The sequence below is a fragment of the Peribacillus sp. NJ11 genome, from assembly GCF_030348405.1.
Lineage (GTDB): Bacteria > Bacillota > Bacilli > Bacillales > DSM-1321 > Peribacillus.
The window spans coordinates 487,193-503,878 of sequence record NZ_JAUCFO010000001.1 but is presented as its reverse complement, the minus strand read 5'-3'; the positions used below and the strand labels follow the sequence as shown (position 1 = coordinate 503,878).

Below are 16,686 nucleotides of genomic sequence, written 5' to 3'. Positions count from 1 at the left end.
CTATATTGAATGCTTTTTATTTTTATCATAATTTGGTGATGTACTAGAGTGTGTTAATATCCGGTCTAATACTTTTTCAGTAAATGACATAAAGTAATTAAGTATTAGCCCCCCTAAACAGACGGTTAATAAAGTTCCAATGCCAATTGGTCCATTTAAAATCATTGCCATTATCAAGAATACGAGGTAAATGAATGTTCTCGAAAAAAATATATTTGTTCTAGTTAATTCTTGTATGATTAATGTTAACCGGTCAACTGGAATCGGTGCAAAATTTGTGTGTAAATATGTTGCAGTTCCTAATCCTATAAAAACTAAGCCGATTCCAAAACAAACAACTTTGCTGTACCATAGTTCAGGTGTTATCAAATTGTGCAATAAAAAAAGCCACGTATCAATACCAATACCTGTTATAAATGCTGTTAACAAACCCAAAACTTCTGGTCTTTGTCTTTTTAAAAATGAATTACAACATATCAATATTAATGCTATTATTATTTCCCAACTACCCACAGTAAGCCCCACATTTATGGACAGTCCTACTAAAAGTGCATCAAAAGGGGAAGTTCCAAGGTCTGATTGTATAGTGAAAGAAATACCAAGCGTTAATATTAAAATTCCTAATACATAAAAAACATACTTCACTTTACTCGACCCCTTTATCATTATTTTTTTGTTGCAAACGCAACAAAGTTAAGTTAAATTTAATATATGCCTATTTTATTGCATTTGCAACAAAAATATGTACTAAGGAGTTAATTATGAAGGAAATTCTTCGTGAAATAGGAATGATTGCAAGGGCATTGGATTCTATAAGTAATATAGAATTTAAAGAGCATGACCTTACAAAAGGGCAGTATTTGTACCTTGTGCGAATATGTGAAAACCCGGGAATCATTCAAGAAAAGTTAGCTGAGATGATAAAAGTAGATCGAACAACAGCAGCTCGTGCAATAAAAAAACTTGAAATTAATGGCTTTATTGAAAAGAAAGAAGATAAACATAACAAAAAAATTAAAAAACTCTCTCCAACAGAGAAAGGGAAAAATGTTTATCCTTTTATAAAAAGAGAAAATGATTATTCCAATATCGTTGCATTAGAGGGATTTTCCGAAAGAGAAGTCGAAACCATTTTCAATCTTCTTCAAAGAGTAAGAAAAAATATAGAAAAAGACTGGGAATTTGTAAAAAAGGGAAACAAGAGAACTTATTGATTATATAAAGGAGTGACATATTTAAATGACTTTAAATATAAAAAAATGTACCCTTGAAGATTCACGCAAACTTCACGTAATTAGTTATGAAACATTTAATGAGACATTTAAGCATCAGAATTCACCCGAAAATATGAATGCCTATTTGGAAAGGGCATTTAACTTAAAACAATTAGAAAATGAATTATCCAATATTTCTTCGCAATTCTATTTTGTTTATTTTAATAATGAAGTCGCTGGATATTTAAAGGTCAATACCGATGATGCTCAGTCTGAAGAAATGGGTGATGAATCACTTGAAATCGAGAGGGTTTATATAAAGAAAAAATTTCAAAAACATGGGCTTGGTAAATATCTGCTAAATGAAGCTATTGAAATTGCGATGGAAGGTAAAAAAAATAAAATTTGGCTAGGTGTATGGGAAAAAAATGAAAATGCTATCGCTTTTTATAAGAAACTGGGGTTTGTTCAAACTGGAGCCCACTCCTTTTATATGGGTGATGAAGAACAAATGGACCTTATAATGACCAAAACACTCACATAACTTTTTTTGAAAGGTGGATTATTATGTATATTCCAAAATATTATAAGGTCAAAAATGTTGATGAAATTTGGGGTTTTGTTCAAAAAAACTCTTTTGGCACGATTGTCACAACAGAACAAGGAAAACCGATTGCCACTCATTTGCCTTTGGGGTTAAATAAAAAAGGTGATGATTACTATATTACTGGGCATATGGCTTATGGAAATCCTCAGTGGAGAACATTTGAAACCTGTGAAGATGTGCTTGTTATGTTTCAGGGACCGAACGCTTACATTTCTTCTTCTTGGTATGGGCATGAAGAAGTTCCAACATGGAATTATCAAGCCGTCCATGTATATGGTAAAGCAAGCATTTTAGGGAAAGATGAATTAATAGAAGAATTAGCAATAATGCTGGAAAAATATGAAGAAAATCGTGAAAATCCTGTTTTATGGGATAAACTTTCTCCTCTTCTCTTAGAAAGTGAACTGAAAGGCATAGTTGGATTTAAGATTAAGGTGGGAGACATTCAGGCTGCTTATAAATTAAGTCAGAACCGAAATGAAATGGATTATATTAACATCATTGATAAATTACAAAATGAAGGAAATCCAGATTCGAAACAAATGGCAGAACTGATGGAAAAGAAATTAAAAAATCACATATAAGCCCAATTTTTATTCAACCCTCAGATGCAAGAATTAAAGAACGGAACAGAGCTGTCATATTGGCAACTTCTCTTCATTTGTGAAAAATTTTACTTAATATAAGAGTGCGTTAGTTCAACTAGTTTGGGGCTGCTTATCGGCAGCTCCTTTTTTGATTGCAGCAGGTGTTGCAAGCTCTAAAGTGAATTTTTTAAATTGGTCAAACTAGTGGTATCGATTGATCCTTCAAAGTTTATTGAAAAAAAGTTGACAAAGTCCACTAATCACACTAAAGTATTAGTGGATAAAGTCCACTAAAAAGGATGTCTATAATGAATATAAATAAAAATACCATTGCTGATATACGGCAATTCAATAGATTTTATACGAATATACTTGGTGTATTGGATAAGCATATTTTGGATACCGGATATTCTTTCACTGAGGCACGGGTAATTTTAGAAATCGGTTTGATGGAGCAGTGTATAGCAAATAATTTAGTTGATAAACTGGAAATTGATCGCAGCTATATGAGCAGAATAATTAACAAGTTAAGTAAAGATGGACTGGTTATGAAGGAAAACTCGACCTTGGATAACAGAACTAGCCTGATTCGGTTGACTCCTGAAGGGATGACACTTTTTAACCAGCTTAATGAAAAATCCGATGAACAAATAGTGAGGTTATTCCAAGGATTATCACAAAATGAAATAAAAGAAATCCATGCTTCTATGATGTTCATTCAGAAGAAATTGGATAGTTTGGGGAGGGTATAGGATGATACGTTTTGAAAATGATTATACAGAAGGTGCTCATAAGCGAATTCTGAAACGATTAATAGAAACCAATGAAGAACAAACACCCGGGTATGGAGTGGATGAACACTGTGAAAAAGCGAGAGCTTACATTCGAAAAGAGTGTGATGCTGCGAATGCCGATATACACTTTTTAGTAGGAGGAACACAAACGAATACAACTATCATCGCTTCAATTTTGCGGCCGCATCAAGGTGCAGTGGCTGCAATTACTGGTCATATCGCAGTACATGAAACAGGAGCAATTGAAGCCACTGGTCATAAAATACTTACTTTACCGAGTGATGATGGGAAAATTGAAGCTGATCAGGTGAAAGAATTATATGATGCTCACTGGAATGATGTTACTCATGAGCATATGGTACAGCCAGGCTTGGTATATATTTCTAACCCTACAGAAAATGGAACGACTTATAGTAAAGTCGAATTGGAAGCATTAAGTAAAGTTTGCCGGGAATGTGGTTTGCCATTGGTATTGGATGGCGCTAGATTAGGGTATGGTTTGGCTTCAATAGACAGCGATTTAACCTTGGCGGATATTGCAAGGCTTTGTGATGTGTTCTATATAGGGGGAACGAAAATTGGTGCAATGTTTGGTGAAGCGGTAGTCATCATGAATGATGCCCTGAAAAAGGATTTCCGATATTTCATCAAGCAAAAGGGAGGATTACTGGCTAAAGGAAGACTTTTGGGAATCCAGTTTGAAACCTTATTTGAAGATGGCTTATACTATGAAATTTCTAATCATGCAGTCGAAATGTCAATCATGATTCGAGAAGCGTTTGTTGAAAATGGATTTTCATTACGATATGATTCTACATCGAATCAGCAGTTTCCCATTTTGCCGGAAGATGTAATTTTGGAATTAGGCAAAAAGTATTCATTCTCCTTCTGGGAAAAAGTCGATGCTACACACAGTGCTGTGAGATTTTGTACTAGTTGGGCTACGAAAAAAGAACATGTTGAAATGCTGGTAGAGGATATTAAGGCAACTAAAGGAGAAAAAAATGGCCTCGATAGAGTTATATTTAGAGAATAGTTATCTAAAAGAATGTTCGGCAAATATTGTTTCCATACAAGATTGATTTGTTGTGTTTAATCAAACGATTTTTTATCCTGGTGGCGGTGGGCAGCCTTGTGACCGAGGGGTTATTAAACAAGGTGATGAAACCTATAAAATAGTAACAGTAAAAAAAATAGATGGTGAAATAATTCATGAACTAGAACATCCATTACAGGACATTAATCAAACAGTAGAGATGCAAATTGACTGGTCCTGGCGGTTTCAGAATATGAAGTACCACACATTATTGCATGTCATTTCAGGTTATTTATTTCAACATTACAATGCTTTAGCTACAAGCAGTCAAATTGAAAAAGATCATGCGAGATTAGAGCTGTCTTTTTCTCCTGAAATAATGGAAGAAATACCATTTGATTCATTAGAACAATCGATAAAGAAGATACTGGCACACCCCCATAATGTTTACACGAAAACAATTAGCAGGACTGAAGCAGAGCAAAAAGAAGGGTTTATTAAAACGGTCATTAATTTACTTCCAGCCTCTCTTAACCAAATTCGAATCGTTCAAATAAATGATATTGATGAGCAAGCATGTGGCGGAACCCACGTTAACAACACAAATGAAATTAAAGACTTTTCCATTATGAAGATTCAACAAAAAGCTCCCACGAAAAAAAGGATTAAAATTAAACTATTGGATTAAGTTCCACTATCCCTTCTCTTTACCGAAAATTTACTAATATAAACATCTTTAAGCACCGGACAGGGTATTTTCATTAACTGGTGCTCAATCTAATAATGAAGGTTATGCAAAAGTCGTGGCAGAGGTTAGCTGTTTAATAAAAATGAATGGTTTGTTAATATATAAGCTAAATGAAAAAGAGTATATAATTCGTGACGAATGAATTGTGCAATAGAATTATTCTTAATAGAATTTGGTCTTAAACCGACGAGAGTAAAAGGAAATTGGAGCAGATTGACGAAAGTATGGCTGGGAAATTTCTTGAGAGAAAAGGAGACATTAATAATGACAATTTCAAAAAAAACTTTAAGGACTTGCGACGAAGGACACAAATACTATAAATCCAGCGACTGTCCGACCTGCCCGGTTTGTGAGCAAGAACGCAAACCTGAAGACGGATTTCTTTCACTACTCTCGGCACCAGCCAGACGAGCATTGGAACACAATGGGGTAACCTCTTTACAACAGCTAACAAAATATAGTGAAAAAGAGATATTGAAATTTCACGGTATGGGACCAGCTTCTTTACCAAAATTAAGGGCTGCTTTGGAGACAAATGGGTTATCATTCAAAAATTAAACACAAGAATGAGTAAACTTACAGGAATGCATTTGAGCATATTTCAAGTTCTTCCTCAAGTCACAGGGGCATTACGTCAATAAGGGATTAGGAACATCGCATTCCTGAATTTTATGGACACCCTCCTTGTTAAAACTCTAAAAAGTGAGGTAATGAAAAATCATGAGTTCCTATACTCCCTATTTTGAATTCAATCGAAAAAAGTGGGCATCTTTACGAAACCATACTCCTCTTCCTTTAACTGAAGAAGAATTGGATAACTTAAAAGGAATAAATGAAGAAATATCCATTCAGGAAGTGGAAGAGGTTTATTTGCCCTTGACCCGTTTAATTAATTTATATGTCGAAGCTTCTCAGCAGCTTAACACGGCTACATCTTCCTTTCTGAAAACTAATGCAAAAAAAGTACCGTATATCATTGGAATTGCAGGGAGTGTTGCTGTAGGAAAGAGTACGACAGCAAGGTTACTTCAGACATTATTATCTAGATGGGATAATCATAGAAACGTAGGTCTTGTCACTACAGATGGTTTTTTGTACTCAAATGATTTCTTAGAAGAAAAAGGACTGATGAAACGAAAAGGGTTTCCTGAAAGTTATGATACTCAAAAACTAATTAATGTTATCGGAGATGTAAAAGCAGGAAAAAATAAAGTGGAAGTTCCAATCTACTCACATTTGACGTACGATATTTTGCCAAATGAAATCCAGACTATCTGTAATCCAGATATTTTAATAGTGGAAGGTGTTAATGTTCTTCAAGTTGACAAAGAAAATCAAGTATTCGTCAGTGACCTTTTTGATTTTTCACTCTATGTTGATGCAGACGTACCCGACATTGAACGGTGGTATGTTGAAAGGTTTCTTCTACTTCAAAAGACAGCGTTCCAAAGGCCCGAATCGTACTTTCATCGTTACACTAATTTGTCTAAAGAAGATACCATTAAATTAGCGACTCAAATTTGGGAAGAAATTAATTTGAAAAATTTACATGAAAATATACTTCCGACAAAAGGACGGGCAAATCTAGTTTTAAAAAAAGGATCAGATCATAAGGTTGAAAATATACATTTGCGAAAATGATAATTTTAGTTAATAATAAGTCGATGCTATATCAATGAATAAGGAAACAGGTATTTGTACCGTAACTATAAATTAAAGAACAAATACGAAATAACTGTGAAGAGTTACTGGAACAAGCTTCTTCTTGACATACTCTATAGTGTTAATTAAATATAGATATAGATTGTGAAGAAATGTACTTAAAGTAAATGGTGCTTAAGTTGAAGACGGAGTTGCGACGCAGCTCTTTTTTCACGTAAAAGAACAGACATGTTACTATAGTAGAGGAGAGCCGAATTTTATATTATCTGAGGTAAGTATATCTTATTCATCAAAGGAGTTTATTCATCATGCATGTACTACAAAAAACACAAAAAATAGTTCGCTATCAGAATCAACAGGGCAACATACATTACGGTATTGTTGAGGATGAGATGATATTACAACTGTCTAGCAGTTTTGCTGAACTTGTTAACAAGGAAATAAAGTATGACGGGGTAGAGCTGAAATATAGTGACGTGAAAATTTTGGAACCTGTAAAACCTTCTAAAGTGGTTAATTTCGGTTGGACATATGCAGGTCATGCGAAGGAAACGGGCGGAGAGGCAAACCTTGTAGAACCATTTCTATTTTTAAAGCCATTATCTTCGCTTATTCCAGACAAGGAGAATATTATACTTCCTCCAAACGAGCTAACCAACCAAGTGGAGCTTGAAGGGGAAGTGGCCCTGGTCATTGGAAAGCGCGGAAAGAACATTAAAGAAGAAGATGCGCTTGATTATGTGTTTGGTTGCACGATATTTAATGACGTCACAGCAAGAGATCTTACAAAAAAAGATCCACAGTTTACTCGGGGCAAAGGATTTGATACGTTCGGACCTTTGGGGCCGTGCATCGTTACCGGGGTAGATCCTACCAATTTGCGGATTGTGACCACTTTAAACGGCCGCGTTGTCCAAGACGGGAATACCAATGAAATGTCTCTAAGCATTCCGTATTTAATCAGCTGGCTTTCGCAGGTAATGACTCTGGAGCCAGGTGACATTTTGGCCACGGGTTCACCATCTGGCAGCTGCCCGATCAAGTCGGGGGATGAGGTCGTTGTTGAAGTCGAGAATATCGGTCGGTTGTGTAATGGTGTCCAGTAGGGCGTGCCTGCATTCTTAATAACCAAAAAAGAAAATAGTCATAAATAGATGAGCCGACTTATTTAAATTATACAGGGGCATCATCTCGCTTTGTTTGTTATTAATATGACTCTCATGTGTAAAGTCTTATTAAACAATCAGGTGCATTAGCGAAGATCAAAGCTGTCTCTAAGGCAGCTTTTTCTTTATGCAACTTTCGGGGCAGTTTTGTGGAACAAGGAATTTCAATAAAAATTAAAAATCAAAACTTCTTAAATATTTTTCACAACAGGTCTAATCTTCATCATAATAGGATATCTTATTTTGAATGATTTATTAGATAAATATCTTCCTAGTGAAGAATATGGGATATGGCCATTTGGATGTTTGTTATTGTTATATTTGATTCATATAACAATTAAAGGATTAAAAAAAAGATCAATAACTCTCTTCGATAATTATTTTTAGGATGCGATTCTTTAATTAGGAATCGCCTTTTTTATTGAACTAACAAGGGCAGGTTTGTTGAAGAAGAAGGTTTATTTAGAAGGACGTTGAAGTAGTAATCAAACATAATAAAAAAATATATAGAAGGGAACAAAAACTAATGAAATACGAATGGAGAAAACAAGAGAAGAATTTATATATCCCAAAACAAAAATCTGAACTTGTAACAATTCCAGAACAGAAATTTTTTATGATAAAGGGAAAAGGAAATCCAAATGAACACGAATTCGCTGAAAAGATAGGTGTTCTTTATTCATTGGCTTATGCTGTCAGAATGAACCCGAAGCAAGGATACACTCCAGATGGATATTTTGAATATACTGTATATCCATTAGAAGGAATATGGGATTTAACAGAAGAGGGAAAGAAATTAGATACATTAAATTAAGATGAATTATTATATACTATCATGATTAGACAACCAGATTTTGTAACAAAAGAAATAGTAGAGAGAGTATTTGAAAATGTAGAAAAAAAGAAACCACATCCATTTCTAAATGATGTAAAATTCGGTACATTTCAAGATGGTTTATCTGTCCAAATGCTTCATGTAGGCCCATATGATGATGAACCTCAAAGTTTTAAATTAATGAATGAATTCATAAAAAATAATAATCTTGAAAGAACTTCATTACAACATAGAGAAATATATCTTTCAGATTTTAGAAAAGTTGAACCTGCAAACTTAAAAACTGTTTTGAGATATAAGGTTAAGCCAATAGAATAGCATACTCTCTTTACTCCTAACGTGCATATTAATATAGCAAAGATTGTGAAGGAGTGTACTTAAAGTAAAGGGGGGTGCTTTACTTCATTATCAGGAGCTGATCAGTAGTTCCTTTTCTTTTGCAACTAAAGGGGCAGGTTAGTGCAACAAGGTATTTCAGTGTCAGTAGTGAATTTAATAAAGAGGTAATGTCAGATTATGATTAGAGGTGAAATTTATGAAAGTACATTTGAAATGTGTTACGAGAGAAAATTGGGAAAAGGCATTAGCACTAAAAGTTAAGAAACAGCAAAGTAACTTTGTACCACCAGTAGCCGTTTCACTTGCCAAAGTTTATATTAAACCAGACGGGGATAACATTGTTTATTTGCCCTTTGCCATATATGACAAAGAGATAATGGTCGGTTTTATCATGCATGCTTACGATGAAAATACGACGAATATGTATTGGATTAACGGATTCATAATTGATGAGAGTTATCAGGGTAAAGGATATGGTAGGGCGGCACTGTCTGAGATGGTTCATTGGATAGCAAATAGGTTTACCATTTGTAAAGAAATTCGTCTAACCGTATTTAAAGATAACGAAAATGCTCGTGAATTATATAAACGTTTTGGCTTTCTTCCCACAGGAGATGTCTATGGAGAAGAAGATGTGTGGTTTCTTCCTATAAAATAACTATGTTTCTTAAGGAACTACCAGTTGCGTTGGCATAAAATCAGTGCTGTCTTAAAGGCAGTTTTTTCTTTATGGATGGAACTAAAGGGTCAGGTTATTTGAAGAAGACGACTGGGAAATGAAGTATAATTTAAATAGTAAAATTAAGGAATGAGTGATGATGAAGTGGATTTTAATGAATTGATGCAAGAGAAAGGATATAGTTATTTGGAAAAAATAATAGAATCCAAAGAAAATTCATTACAATTGCTTATTAATAGAAGCACGTTCAACATCGATTTACCTTTGGTGCAATTAGAATTTGAATCATATATTTCATATTCTGTTATCGATGAATGTTTTTCATATTCTATAGATAATTCTGAAATATCAAAGGGAGAGCTATTTCGGTTATATACCAAGTCAAGGTACTTGGATTATATAAAAATAGCCACGAATGAACGAGAAGATATATGTCCCTCTGAAAATTACATTCATTATCAGTTTCTCTGCTTAAATCACACGATTGATGTTATTTCTTGTGAAGAACCAAAAATAAACGTGGTAACAGGTTAAACTAATCTATGAAATCCTTTTCTTGTTGAACTAACAGGTGCATTAATTCAAGAAAATTAAAAAAAGAAGACCACAATAAGAGGTCTTCTTTATTTGTGCAAAAATCAACATTAATGTTTTAAAAAAGGTCTATAAAAAGAAAAATTTAACATAAATTGATTAATTCGGTATAGTTTAAAGTGATTTATTAATTATATAAAGTTATGTATCTAAATGAACTAATAGGTGCTTTACTTCAATAAGGGAGGTTGCTGAGGCAGCCTTTTTCATTGTTGATGAACCAACACAATAAATGTGGGGTGAATTATACTTGAAGTCATTTCAACTAAACGAAAAAACAAGATCTTTTTTATCGAAATATCAATTATTTGAAGATGATTTGATACAACAAGTTCAGTTGCAGCACCGTATGGAATTAGTAGAAGCATTTGGGATTCAAAAAGGAATCCGTGTATTAGAAATAGGTTGTGGTCAAGGGGATACAACAGTTGCAATAGCAGACGCAGTAGGAGAAAACGGATGTGTTGTCGCAATAGATATTGCTAGTCCCGATTACGGGGCACCATTAACATTAGGTCAAGCAACAGAACGTATTAAGAAATCTCCATTAGGTGAACGTATTGACTTCCATTTTGAAATGGATTTTGATTTTTTTGAACCAACTATACCATTTGATGTGGCGGTATTATCCCATTGTTCATGGTATTTCAAGCAACCAGAAGATTTATTGAATTACTTTAAAAAAATTCGTGGATTGGCAAAACATATATGTTTTGCAGAATGGGACCTCGACTTTACCTACATTACGCAACGTTCCCATTTTTGTGCGGTTTCCATTCTAGCCTTATATTCAAACTTCGTAAAGAATGAAGGAAATATCCAAAACTTGTTTCATAAAACTCAAATTCACCAGCTACTCCAGCAAGCAAATTTTGAAGTGATAAAACAACTTACAGTCGATGCAACCTTATTACAAGACGGTCAATGGGAAAAAAGTTATGCAAATAGTATCCGTGCAGAATTTATTAAAGTTCCTTCCATGATACAACCGTTGATAACTAGTTATTATGAATTGATGAACACTTCAAATGGAAATGGGCATTCATTAAATAGTTTCATTGTTTGTGCAAAGTGAAAAGTTCCCCATTTGAAGAAATGCTTTTTGGTATTTGTATGATTGTGAAGGTATGTACTTCAACTATGGAGTTCAAGATCCAGAGCTGCCGATTTGGTTGCTTTTTTTGCTTACTGAATTAAGGGGCAGGATAGCTCAAGAAGAAACTGTTATAATTTGGAGATAGGTAGTGCATGAAAGAATATGCGAGGAAATGGGAGACAATTTAGTGAATAAAAAAATGGGTCTATTAGGATTATTGGGGTTATTGTTATTTATGTTCGGTATTTACATTTCACAATGGACACTTTTTGGCATGGTGATTGGTATTGGTGGAGGTTATGTTATGGGGTTTAGTTCATTCAAATTATTTAATTAGTTATTGAACAAACAGGTGCGTTAGCTGAAGATCGGAGCTGTCTTTAAGGCAGCTTTTTCTTTATGCAACTAACGGGGTTGGTTAGTTCAATAAGAAGAGCGAATTTACATATTTATAAAGACTTACCAAGATTAATCGAGAGGACTAAATAAATGGAGAAAATAAATGAAATTATTTATAGCCTTGTAAACCAAGGCATAATAAAAAGTGATGACACAGACTTCACAAAATTAAAAAGTGGTACTACAAATGGAATTTTATATACTCTACATAATAATGAAATACCGAAATATGTAATAAAAATAGACCAACCTAAAATTATAGCTACAACAGAGGATTTTCTCCTTACTTATAAAGATGTAAATTTGTTGCCTAATGTACTTTATACAGACGAGAAAAAAGAATTTATTGTATACTCCTATATTTCTGGAGAAACTCATTTTAATCGAGGATCTAAATTAGAATGGATGACTATTTTAATTAAGGAACTATTAAATAAATACAAAAAAGTAAACAAAGATAACTGGGGAAGAGTAAATGGAATACATAGAAATTCATGGGCGGACTTCAATCTAAGTAGTTTGGAATTTGCCAAAGAGGATATAGGCGATTTATTACCAAGTGAGGATCATAAAAAAGTGGAGTTATTGGTTAATAAATTGAAAACATACGAACATCAAGAAGAAAAGTATTACCTACATGGAGATGCTGGTGTTCATAATTTTGTATATATGGGCAATAAATTAAATGGGGTTATAGACCCTTCGCCTTTAATCGGTCCAAAGATTTATGATTTTACTTATGCATTTTGCTCTTCTCCAGACAATTTAAATTTAAGGACACTATTGCAATCTTTCTCATTATTGACTCAAGATGTCCCCTTTAATACAGAAAGGCTTTTGGATGAAGTTCTTTTTCAATTATACACACGTATAGGCGTTTGTATTAGAGTTCACCCGCATGACTTAAGTGGCTATCTTAAAGCTTGGAAAGAATGGAGAGTGTATCTTCCTTCTATGTAAATTGCGATTCTTAATGAACTAACGGTTACCTTAGCTGAAGGTCGGATCGTCTTTAAGGCAGCTTTTTCTTTAAGGAACTAACGGGGCAGGATAGTTGAAGAGTGCTCTTTGACCTTTCTTCAACAATTGGGCCAGTTTGTTGAAGAAGGATATTTTCTGTTTTTAGCGAATTAGAACTTCAAAAAAACTTATGAAGAAAACAGGATATTGCAAAATAACAGGAACATAGGAGGTATGAGATATGAAGATCCTCAGAATAGATCATGTAGGTGTAATCGTAAATGATCTCTCTGCTGCTAAAGAGTTTTTTCTCGATTTTGGACTTGAAGTGCAAGGGGAATGGGAATTGGAAGGAGAGTTGATGGATCAGATGAGTGGGCTTAATGACGTTAAAGTAGCATGTGTAGGATTGGGAACGCCAGACGGTCAGGCATGGATAGAGCTAATTAAATTTTATACGCCGTCAGATGAAAAAGATATTCAGCAACCTTTTGCAAATACCCTAGGTATCCGGCATATTGCATTTGCTGTTGAAGATATTGAAGCTGTTGTTGCCAAATTGAAAAAGAAAGGTACGGAAATCTTTAGTGAGATACAACACTATGAAGAAAGTTATAAGTTATGCTACTGTCGTGGACCAGAGGGAATTATTTTAGAGTTGGCTGAGCAAATCAAATAAATTAAGGGTAATTAATAGTTGTTGGGCCAATAATTGATGGATTTTGACGTACCGCCAGCGAAATATGTAATCACGTCGATAAAGTTGTTCCGCAAACGGCGCTATTCTTTAATAAGAATCGCTTTTTTAATGAACTAACAGGTGCGTTAGTTCATTAACAGGGGTTGCTGCGGCAGCCCTTTTCTTATGGCACTAACGGGGCAGGTTAGTTCCATAAGAGATATAATAAAACTATAGTGATTAAATGTAATAGAGGAGTTCAACAAGCTAAGGTTATTTCGGTAGCCTGTTCCTTATTTGTCTAACAAGGCAGGTTATATTAGGCGGTGTTTTGTAATGGGATTGTTTTTTGAAAAAAGAGAAAGTACTAAACCATTTATACTGATTAGATATTTAATGATAATAGCAACGGGCTTAATTTTAATATTAAGTTTAATTAACGATTTTAATTTTAATTTCATAAAATATATAATTCTTTTATCAGGAATTGGTTCAATAATAGATGGATTTGAATGTTTTTTAAAAAAAGAAAATAAGATGCAGATGTTATTAGATTTTGGTATTGCGGTTATATGGTTCGCAGTATTCTTGGTATTGCATTTATATGGTGGTTCGTAACATTTTTTATAGAACTAACGGGTGAGTTAGCTGAAGATCGGGTCTGTTTTTAAGGCAGCTTTTTCTTACTGAACTAAAGCGGCAGGATAGTTGAACAAATCTTTTTATATATTGTTGCTTTGATTATTGAAAACAAAGTATTAAATTTAGAACCATAGAATAAGTATTAGAAGTGAAAAAGAGCTTGCCTAGTTATTTTTTTCTTCTTGTTTTCGTTTTTATCTCCAACTTTCTTCCTTTTTATTATTAGGGGAAAGACGTTTTTTCGAAAAAAGGAAATTTCAATCTCATGAACTTCTTTTAAAAAGACATCAATTTTCTTTCCTGCTTATTAATATTAATCGAAGGTGATTGAACATGAAAAATAGAATAAAAACTAAAATGATAAAAATACTCAGTGGTAACAGGGAAACTAGATTAACCGTTCAAGTTGCAGATACTCATAGAAAAAGAGAAAAGGGCTTAATGTTTGTTAGAAAATTACCCGAAAATGAGGGGATGTTATTTGTGTATTCGGAAAAAATATATGGTGGCTTTTGGATGAAAAACACATTCATTCCTTTATCTATTGCTTTTCTTGATTCAGATGGGGAAATTCTAAAAATACTTGATATGGAGCCTTGTAAAGTGGATATATGTCCTACCTATGATCCGGAACTTTCTTATCATTATGCAATTGAAGTGAATCTTGGATGGTTTGAAAAGAATCAAATCAAAGAAGGGGATTATGTAAAGTTTGATTAAATTCAAATCACCTCACCTCTAGTTATTAGAGGTGAGGTGATTTTTTAATGGATATTTATGTTAATGTTTCTGGGGAGATTGTGAGATTAATCTTCATATAAAAGAATCATTCAATTGAATAGTGAAGAGTATGTTTAGATTTATCTTTTAGTACGGACATGCTCTTTCTATTTATTCATTTATCAAGGTATTTTTGTATTAATTTTATCAAACGTTGTTTTCAAAGATCTTCTTACTAAAATTCGAAACTATTTACTAAAAAACTATTTTGTGTGATTAAAAGTGTAAACTTTTCTTTACCTTATACGTCTAGTTGGCAGGAGGACGATGATGAATGACATAAATAAGAATAACGAGCTTAATTCAGAGCTTAATATCGTATATAGATATTTGCGAAAATTGGGTATTTCACAAGCTGATGCAGAGGATGTTGTTCAGGAAACGGCTTATAAGTATCTGCTTTATTACGATACGATTCAGACTTCCAAGATAAGGAGTTGGCTGATACGTGTATCATTAAATTTTCATTATGATCAGTGCCGGAAGCAACGGCGGTATGACCTCAATTTAAATGAAGGACTTTTAGAGATGGATATGAATGAGCTTCCAGAGGTGATTTTTCTTGAAAAAGAGAGGATTAGAGAGGTTGGGTATGCACTATCAAAGTTAAAGCCGCACTTTCAAGAACTTTTGTTATTGAAGTATCAATCAGGATTATCGTACGAAGAGATATCCAAGTTATTAGAGAAACCTATCAGTTCTATTAAGACTAATTTATTCAGGGCCAGGAAACAGTTAGCGAAGATTTATAAGGAGGCAAACCATGAGCGGTAATCACGAATCTAAAAAAGAGGAAGAAATCGATTTTATCAGCAAACCTTCCTTGCAAAAGGCCCTCAAAAAAACGAAAAGGTGGCAAACAATCAAGTATGTAATCATTGCTGTACTTACAACTACCATCCTGTTGACCACTCTTTTCACAGGCAGTCAATACATTCTCAATAAACGGCTAGAGCATCAGGGTAGTATATATGAGATGGTCCATGGGGCAAATATATCTTTTGGGGATAGCAGCTATGATTACAATTTATTTAGTGTAACAAGAGAAACTACATATCGTAAAAGCATTGGTGACCGTTCAATAGTATGGGATAAAAAGATCGAGAAAATCCCATTGTTCGGAAGGATAGACACCATTGAACGTGGAAGTGGAATGGTTGAAGTCAATGCTTTTAACGAAAAGGAGCAACGGACAGTCCGTTATAATGATTTCAATAATGAAAGAAAAATCGATTTTTATTATCCAGGTTTGTCCTATGACTATTTACCGGATGAACTTGATACTGCCGTTGGTTTGGACAAAAATACGTTAATCGAGGTTGCCCTTTCCTTTAAGGAGCCAATGACTTTAGCAGAGATGGGTAAGCAGCTTGGCTATGAAAATGTAAATTGGCTATGGGTCGATACAACAACTGTCGCTCAAATGGACAGAATGACAAAGGAGCTGGATTCTGATAGCTTAAAAACTAAGGGCGGTGGCGGTGCCTTTGGATTTGATGTCAGCGAAGAAGTTCCTTATTCTGGGGAAAGTGGGCAGGGGTTCATTCACACGTTGGAGCAACTGAGTAAAACAGACAGTCATAAAAGCTCTATTAAAGAAGCTCTGAAGGGAATAAAGGAAAATACTCAATCTTCAAAAGGGGAAGTCCGTTTTAACGGGGCTGTCGTGACAGGTACGGCAGAGGAGCTTAGACGTTTCCAAAAACTAGATTTCATTCGCGCCTCCGTCATTGGCGCTACGATTGATAAGTATTGAAAGCAGGTAAAGACTAAATGAACTTATCGATTTAAAAACTGGGAAAAATATAATGAATTACAATTATGTTGAAGATCGGGCTGCCATTTGGCAGTTTTTTTTATGGTTTTAAA

The 16,686-nt window shown here is 34.1% G+C and carries 22 protein-coding genes; 21 read left to right on the top strand and 1 reads right to left on the bottom strand.

Going from position 1 to position 16,686, the window contains the following annotated elements; all coding sequences use genetic code 11:
- A complete protein-coding gene (locus QUF86_RS02560; protein ID WP_289333534.1) occupies positions 1 to 645 on the bottom strand; it encodes a YczE/YyaS/YitT family protein in 645 nt (214 codons plus the stop codon).
- A gap of 116 nt (positions 646 to 761) precedes the next feature.
- Here QUF86_RS02560 and QUF86_RS02555 point away from each other — a divergent pair, with 116 nt between their 5' ends.
- The 21 genes from QUF86_RS02555 (at position 762) to QUF86_RS02455 (ending at position 16,573) form a co-directional block, all read left to right on the top strand.
- Positions 762 to 1,214, top strand: a complete 453-nt coding sequence (locus QUF86_RS02555; protein ID WP_289333533.1) for a MarR family winged helix-turn-helix transcriptional regulator — start codon at positions 762 to 764, stop codon at positions 1,212 to 1,214.
- A gap of 25 nt (positions 1,215 to 1,239) precedes the next feature.
- Positions 1,240 to 1,758, top strand: coding sequence for a spermidine/spermine N(1)-acetyltransferase (gene paiA, locus QUF86_RS02550; RefSeq protein ID WP_289333532.1), 519 nt, complete (start codon positions 1,240 to 1,242; stop codon positions 1,756 to 1,758).
- 23 nt (positions 1,759 to 1,781) lie between these two features.
- Positions 1,782 to 2,405: an FMN-binding negative transcriptional regulator gene (locus tag QUF86_RS02545; RefSeq protein WP_289333531.1), complete on the top strand. Its 624-nt coding sequence runs from the start codon at positions 1,782 to 1,784 to the stop codon at positions 2,403 to 2,405.
- Positions 2,406 to 2,716: 311 nt separating this feature from the next.
- Positions 2,717 to 3,160, top strand: a complete 444-nt coding sequence (locus QUF86_RS02540; RefSeq protein ID WP_289318051.1) for a MarR family winged helix-turn-helix transcriptional regulator — start codon at positions 2,717 to 2,719, stop codon at positions 3,158 to 3,160.
- Between the two features lies 1 nt (position 3,161).
- Positions 3,162 to 4,238 carry a threonine aldolase family protein gene (locus QUF86_RS02535; protein ID WP_289333530.1) on the top strand — a complete coding sequence of 359 codons (1,077 nt, stop codon included), beginning with the start codon at positions 3,162 to 3,164 and terminating at the stop codon, positions 4,236 to 4,238.
- Positions 4,239 to 4,290: 52 nt separating this feature from the next.
- On the top strand, positions 4,291 to 4,926 hold the full coding sequence (locus tag QUF86_RS02530) for an alanyl-tRNA editing protein (RefSeq protein ID WP_289333529.1): 636 nt from the start codon (positions 4,291 to 4,293) through the stop codon (positions 4,924 to 4,926).
- 324 nt (positions 4,927 to 5,250) lie between these two features.
- Positions 5,251 to 5,544 (top strand): RNA polymerase alpha subunit C-terminal domain-containing protein, encoded by a 294-nt coding sequence (locus tag QUF86_RS02525; protein WP_289318047.1) that lies wholly within the window; start codon positions 5,251 to 5,253, stop codon positions 5,542 to 5,544.
- A 162-nt stretch (positions 5,545 to 5,706) separates the two neighbouring features.
- Complete coding sequence (gene coaA, locus QUF86_RS02520) at positions 5,707 to 6,627, top strand: type I pantothenate kinase (protein WP_289333527.1); 921 nt, start codon at positions 5,707 to 5,709, stop codon at positions 6,625 to 6,627.
- A gap of 329 nt (positions 6,628 to 6,956) precedes the next feature.
- Positions 6,957 to 7,754 (top strand): fumarylacetoacetate hydrolase family protein, encoded by a 798-nt coding sequence (locus tag QUF86_RS02515; RefSeq protein WP_289333526.1) that lies wholly within the window; start codon positions 6,957 to 6,959, stop codon positions 7,752 to 7,754.
- A 586-nt stretch (positions 7,755 to 8,340) separates the two neighbouring features.
- On the top strand, positions 8,341 to 8,628 hold the full coding sequence (locus QUF86_RS02510; RefSeq protein ID WP_289333525.1) for a GyrI-like domain-containing protein: 288 nt from the start codon (positions 8,341 to 8,343) through the stop codon (positions 8,626 to 8,628).
- A 21-nt stretch (positions 8,629 to 8,649) separates the two neighbouring features.
- Positions 8,650 to 8,967 carry a GyrI-like domain-containing protein gene (locus QUF86_RS02505; protein ID WP_289333524.1) on the top strand — a complete coding sequence of 106 codons (318 nt, stop codon included), beginning with the start codon at positions 8,650 to 8,652 and terminating at the stop codon, positions 8,965 to 8,967.
- Between the two features lie 217 nt (positions 8,968 to 9,184).
- Positions 9,185 to 9,646, top strand: coding sequence for a GNAT family N-acetyltransferase (locus tag QUF86_RS02500; protein WP_289323647.1), 462 nt, complete (start codon positions 9,185 to 9,187; stop codon positions 9,644 to 9,646).
- 150 nt (positions 9,647 to 9,796) lie between these two features.
- On the top strand, positions 9,797 to 10,201 hold the full coding sequence (locus tag QUF86_RS02495; protein ID WP_289318042.1) for a hypothetical protein: 405 nt from the start codon (positions 9,797 to 9,799) through the stop codon (positions 10,199 to 10,201).
- 310 nt (positions 10,202 to 10,511) lie between these two features.
- Entirely contained in the window at positions 10,512 to 11,336 is an 825-nt protein-coding gene (locus tag QUF86_RS02490) for an SAM-dependent methyltransferase (RefSeq protein WP_289333523.1), read from the top strand.
- Between the two features lie 208 nt (positions 11,337 to 11,544).
- A complete protein-coding gene (locus QUF86_RS02485; RefSeq protein ID WP_162604545.1) occupies positions 11,545 to 11,694 on the top strand; it encodes a hypothetical protein in 150 nt (49 codons plus the stop codon).
- A 152-nt stretch (positions 11,695 to 11,846) separates the two neighbouring features.
- A complete protein-coding gene (locus tag QUF86_RS02480; RefSeq protein ID WP_289333522.1) occupies positions 11,847 to 12,716 on the top strand; it encodes a hypothetical protein in 870 nt (289 codons plus the stop codon).
- Between the two features lie 241 nt (positions 12,717 to 12,957).
- Positions 12,958 to 13,395 (top strand): VOC family protein, encoded by a 438-nt coding sequence (locus QUF86_RS02475; RefSeq protein WP_289333521.1) that lies wholly within the window; start codon positions 12,958 to 12,960, stop codon positions 13,393 to 13,395.
- A 336-nt stretch (positions 13,396 to 13,731) separates the two neighbouring features.
- Positions 13,732 to 14,013 carry a hypothetical protein gene (locus QUF86_RS02470; protein ID WP_289333519.1) on the top strand — a complete coding sequence of 94 codons (282 nt, stop codon included), beginning with the start codon at positions 13,732 to 13,734 and terminating at the stop codon, positions 14,011 to 14,013.
- Between the two features lie 357 nt (positions 14,014 to 14,370).
- Positions 14,371 to 14,757: a DUF192 domain-containing protein gene (locus QUF86_RS02465; RefSeq protein WP_289333518.1), complete on the top strand. Its 387-nt coding sequence runs from the start codon at positions 14,371 to 14,373 to the stop codon at positions 14,755 to 14,757.
- Between the two features lie 330 nt (positions 14,758 to 15,087).
- Entirely contained in the window at positions 15,088 to 15,591 is a 504-nt protein-coding gene (locus QUF86_RS02460; protein WP_289333516.1) for an RNA polymerase sigma factor, read from the top strand.
- Positions 15,581 to 16,573, top strand: coding sequence for an anti sigma factor C-terminal domain-containing protein (locus QUF86_RS02455; protein WP_289333515.1), 993 nt, complete (start codon positions 15,581 to 15,583; stop codon positions 16,571 to 16,573). The genes QUF86_RS02460 and QUF86_RS02455 overlap by 11 nt, the downstream gene beginning before the upstream one ends.
- Positions 16,574 to 16,686: the final 113 nt, after the last annotated feature.

What these genes read in the sequence shown, in the direction of transcription:
- QUF86_RS02535 (WP_289333530.1), top strand. Translation starts at nt 3,162, where the DNA reads ATGATACGTTTTGAAAATGATTATACAGAAGGTGCTCATAAGCGAATT.
- QUF86_RS02465 (WP_289333518.1), top strand. Translation starts at nt 14,371, where the DNA reads ATGAAAAATAGAATAAAAACTAAAATGATAAAAATACTCAGTGGTAAC.
- QUF86_RS02475 (WP_289333521.1), top strand. Translation starts at nt 12,958, where the DNA reads ATGAAGATCCTCAGAATAGATCATGTAGGTGTAATCGTAAATGATCTC.
- QUF86_RS02515 (WP_289333526.1), top strand. Translation starts at nt 6,957, where the DNA reads ATGCATGTACTACAAAAAACACAAAAAATAGTTCGCTATCAGAATCAA.
- QUF86_RS02455 (WP_289333515.1), top strand. Translation starts at nt 15,581, where the DNA reads ATGAGCGGTAATCACGAATCTAAAAAAGAGGAAGAAATCGATTTTATC.
- QUF86_RS02470 (WP_289333519.1), top strand. Translation starts at nt 13,732, where the DNA reads ATGGGATTGTTTTTTGAAAAAAGAGAAAGTACTAAACCATTTATACTG.
- QUF86_RS02525 (WP_289318047.1), top strand. Translation starts at nt 5,251, where the DNA reads ATGACAATTTCAAAAAAAACTTTAAGGACTTGCGACGAAGGACACAAA.
- QUF86_RS02495 (WP_289318042.1), top strand. Translation starts at nt 9,797, where the DNA reads ATGAGTGATGATGAAGTGGATTTTAATGAATTGATGCAAGAGAAAGGA.
- QUF86_RS02460 (WP_289333516.1), top strand. Translation starts at nt 15,088, where the DNA reads ATGAATGACATAAATAAGAATAACGAGCTTAATTCAGAGCTTAATATC.
- coaA (WP_289333527.1), top strand. Translation starts at nt 5,707, where the DNA reads ATGAGTTCCTATACTCCCTATTTTGAATTCAATCGAAAAAAGTGGGCA.
- QUF86_RS02555 (WP_289333533.1), top strand. Translation starts at nt 762, where the DNA reads ATGAAGGAAATTCTTCGTGAAATAGGAATGATTGCAAGGGCATTGGAT.
- QUF86_RS02480 (WP_289333522.1), top strand. Translation starts at nt 11,847, where the DNA reads ATGGAGAAAATAAATGAAATTATTTATAGCCTTGTAAACCAAGGCATA.
- QUF86_RS02545 (WP_289333531.1), top strand. Translation starts at nt 1,782, where the DNA reads ATGTATATTCCAAAATATTATAAGGTCAAAAATGTTGATGAAATTTGG.
- QUF86_RS02500 (WP_289323647.1), top strand. Translation starts at nt 9,185, where the DNA reads ATGAAAGTACATTTGAAATGTGTTACGAGAGAAAATTGGGAAAAGGCA.
- paiA (WP_289333532.1), top strand. Translation starts at nt 1,240, where the DNA reads ATGACTTTAAATATAAAAAAATGTACCCTTGAAGATTCACGCAAACTT.
- QUF86_RS02540 (WP_289318051.1), top strand. Translation starts at nt 2,717, where the DNA reads ATGAATATAAATAAAAATACCATTGCTGATATACGGCAATTCAATAGA.
- QUF86_RS02505 (WP_289333524.1), top strand. Translation starts at nt 8,650, where the DNA reads ATGATTAGACAACCAGATTTTGTAACAAAAGAAATAGTAGAGAGAGTA.
- QUF86_RS02510 (WP_289333525.1), top strand. Translation starts at nt 8,341, where the DNA reads ATGAAATACGAATGGAGAAAACAAGAGAAGAATTTATATATCCCAAAA.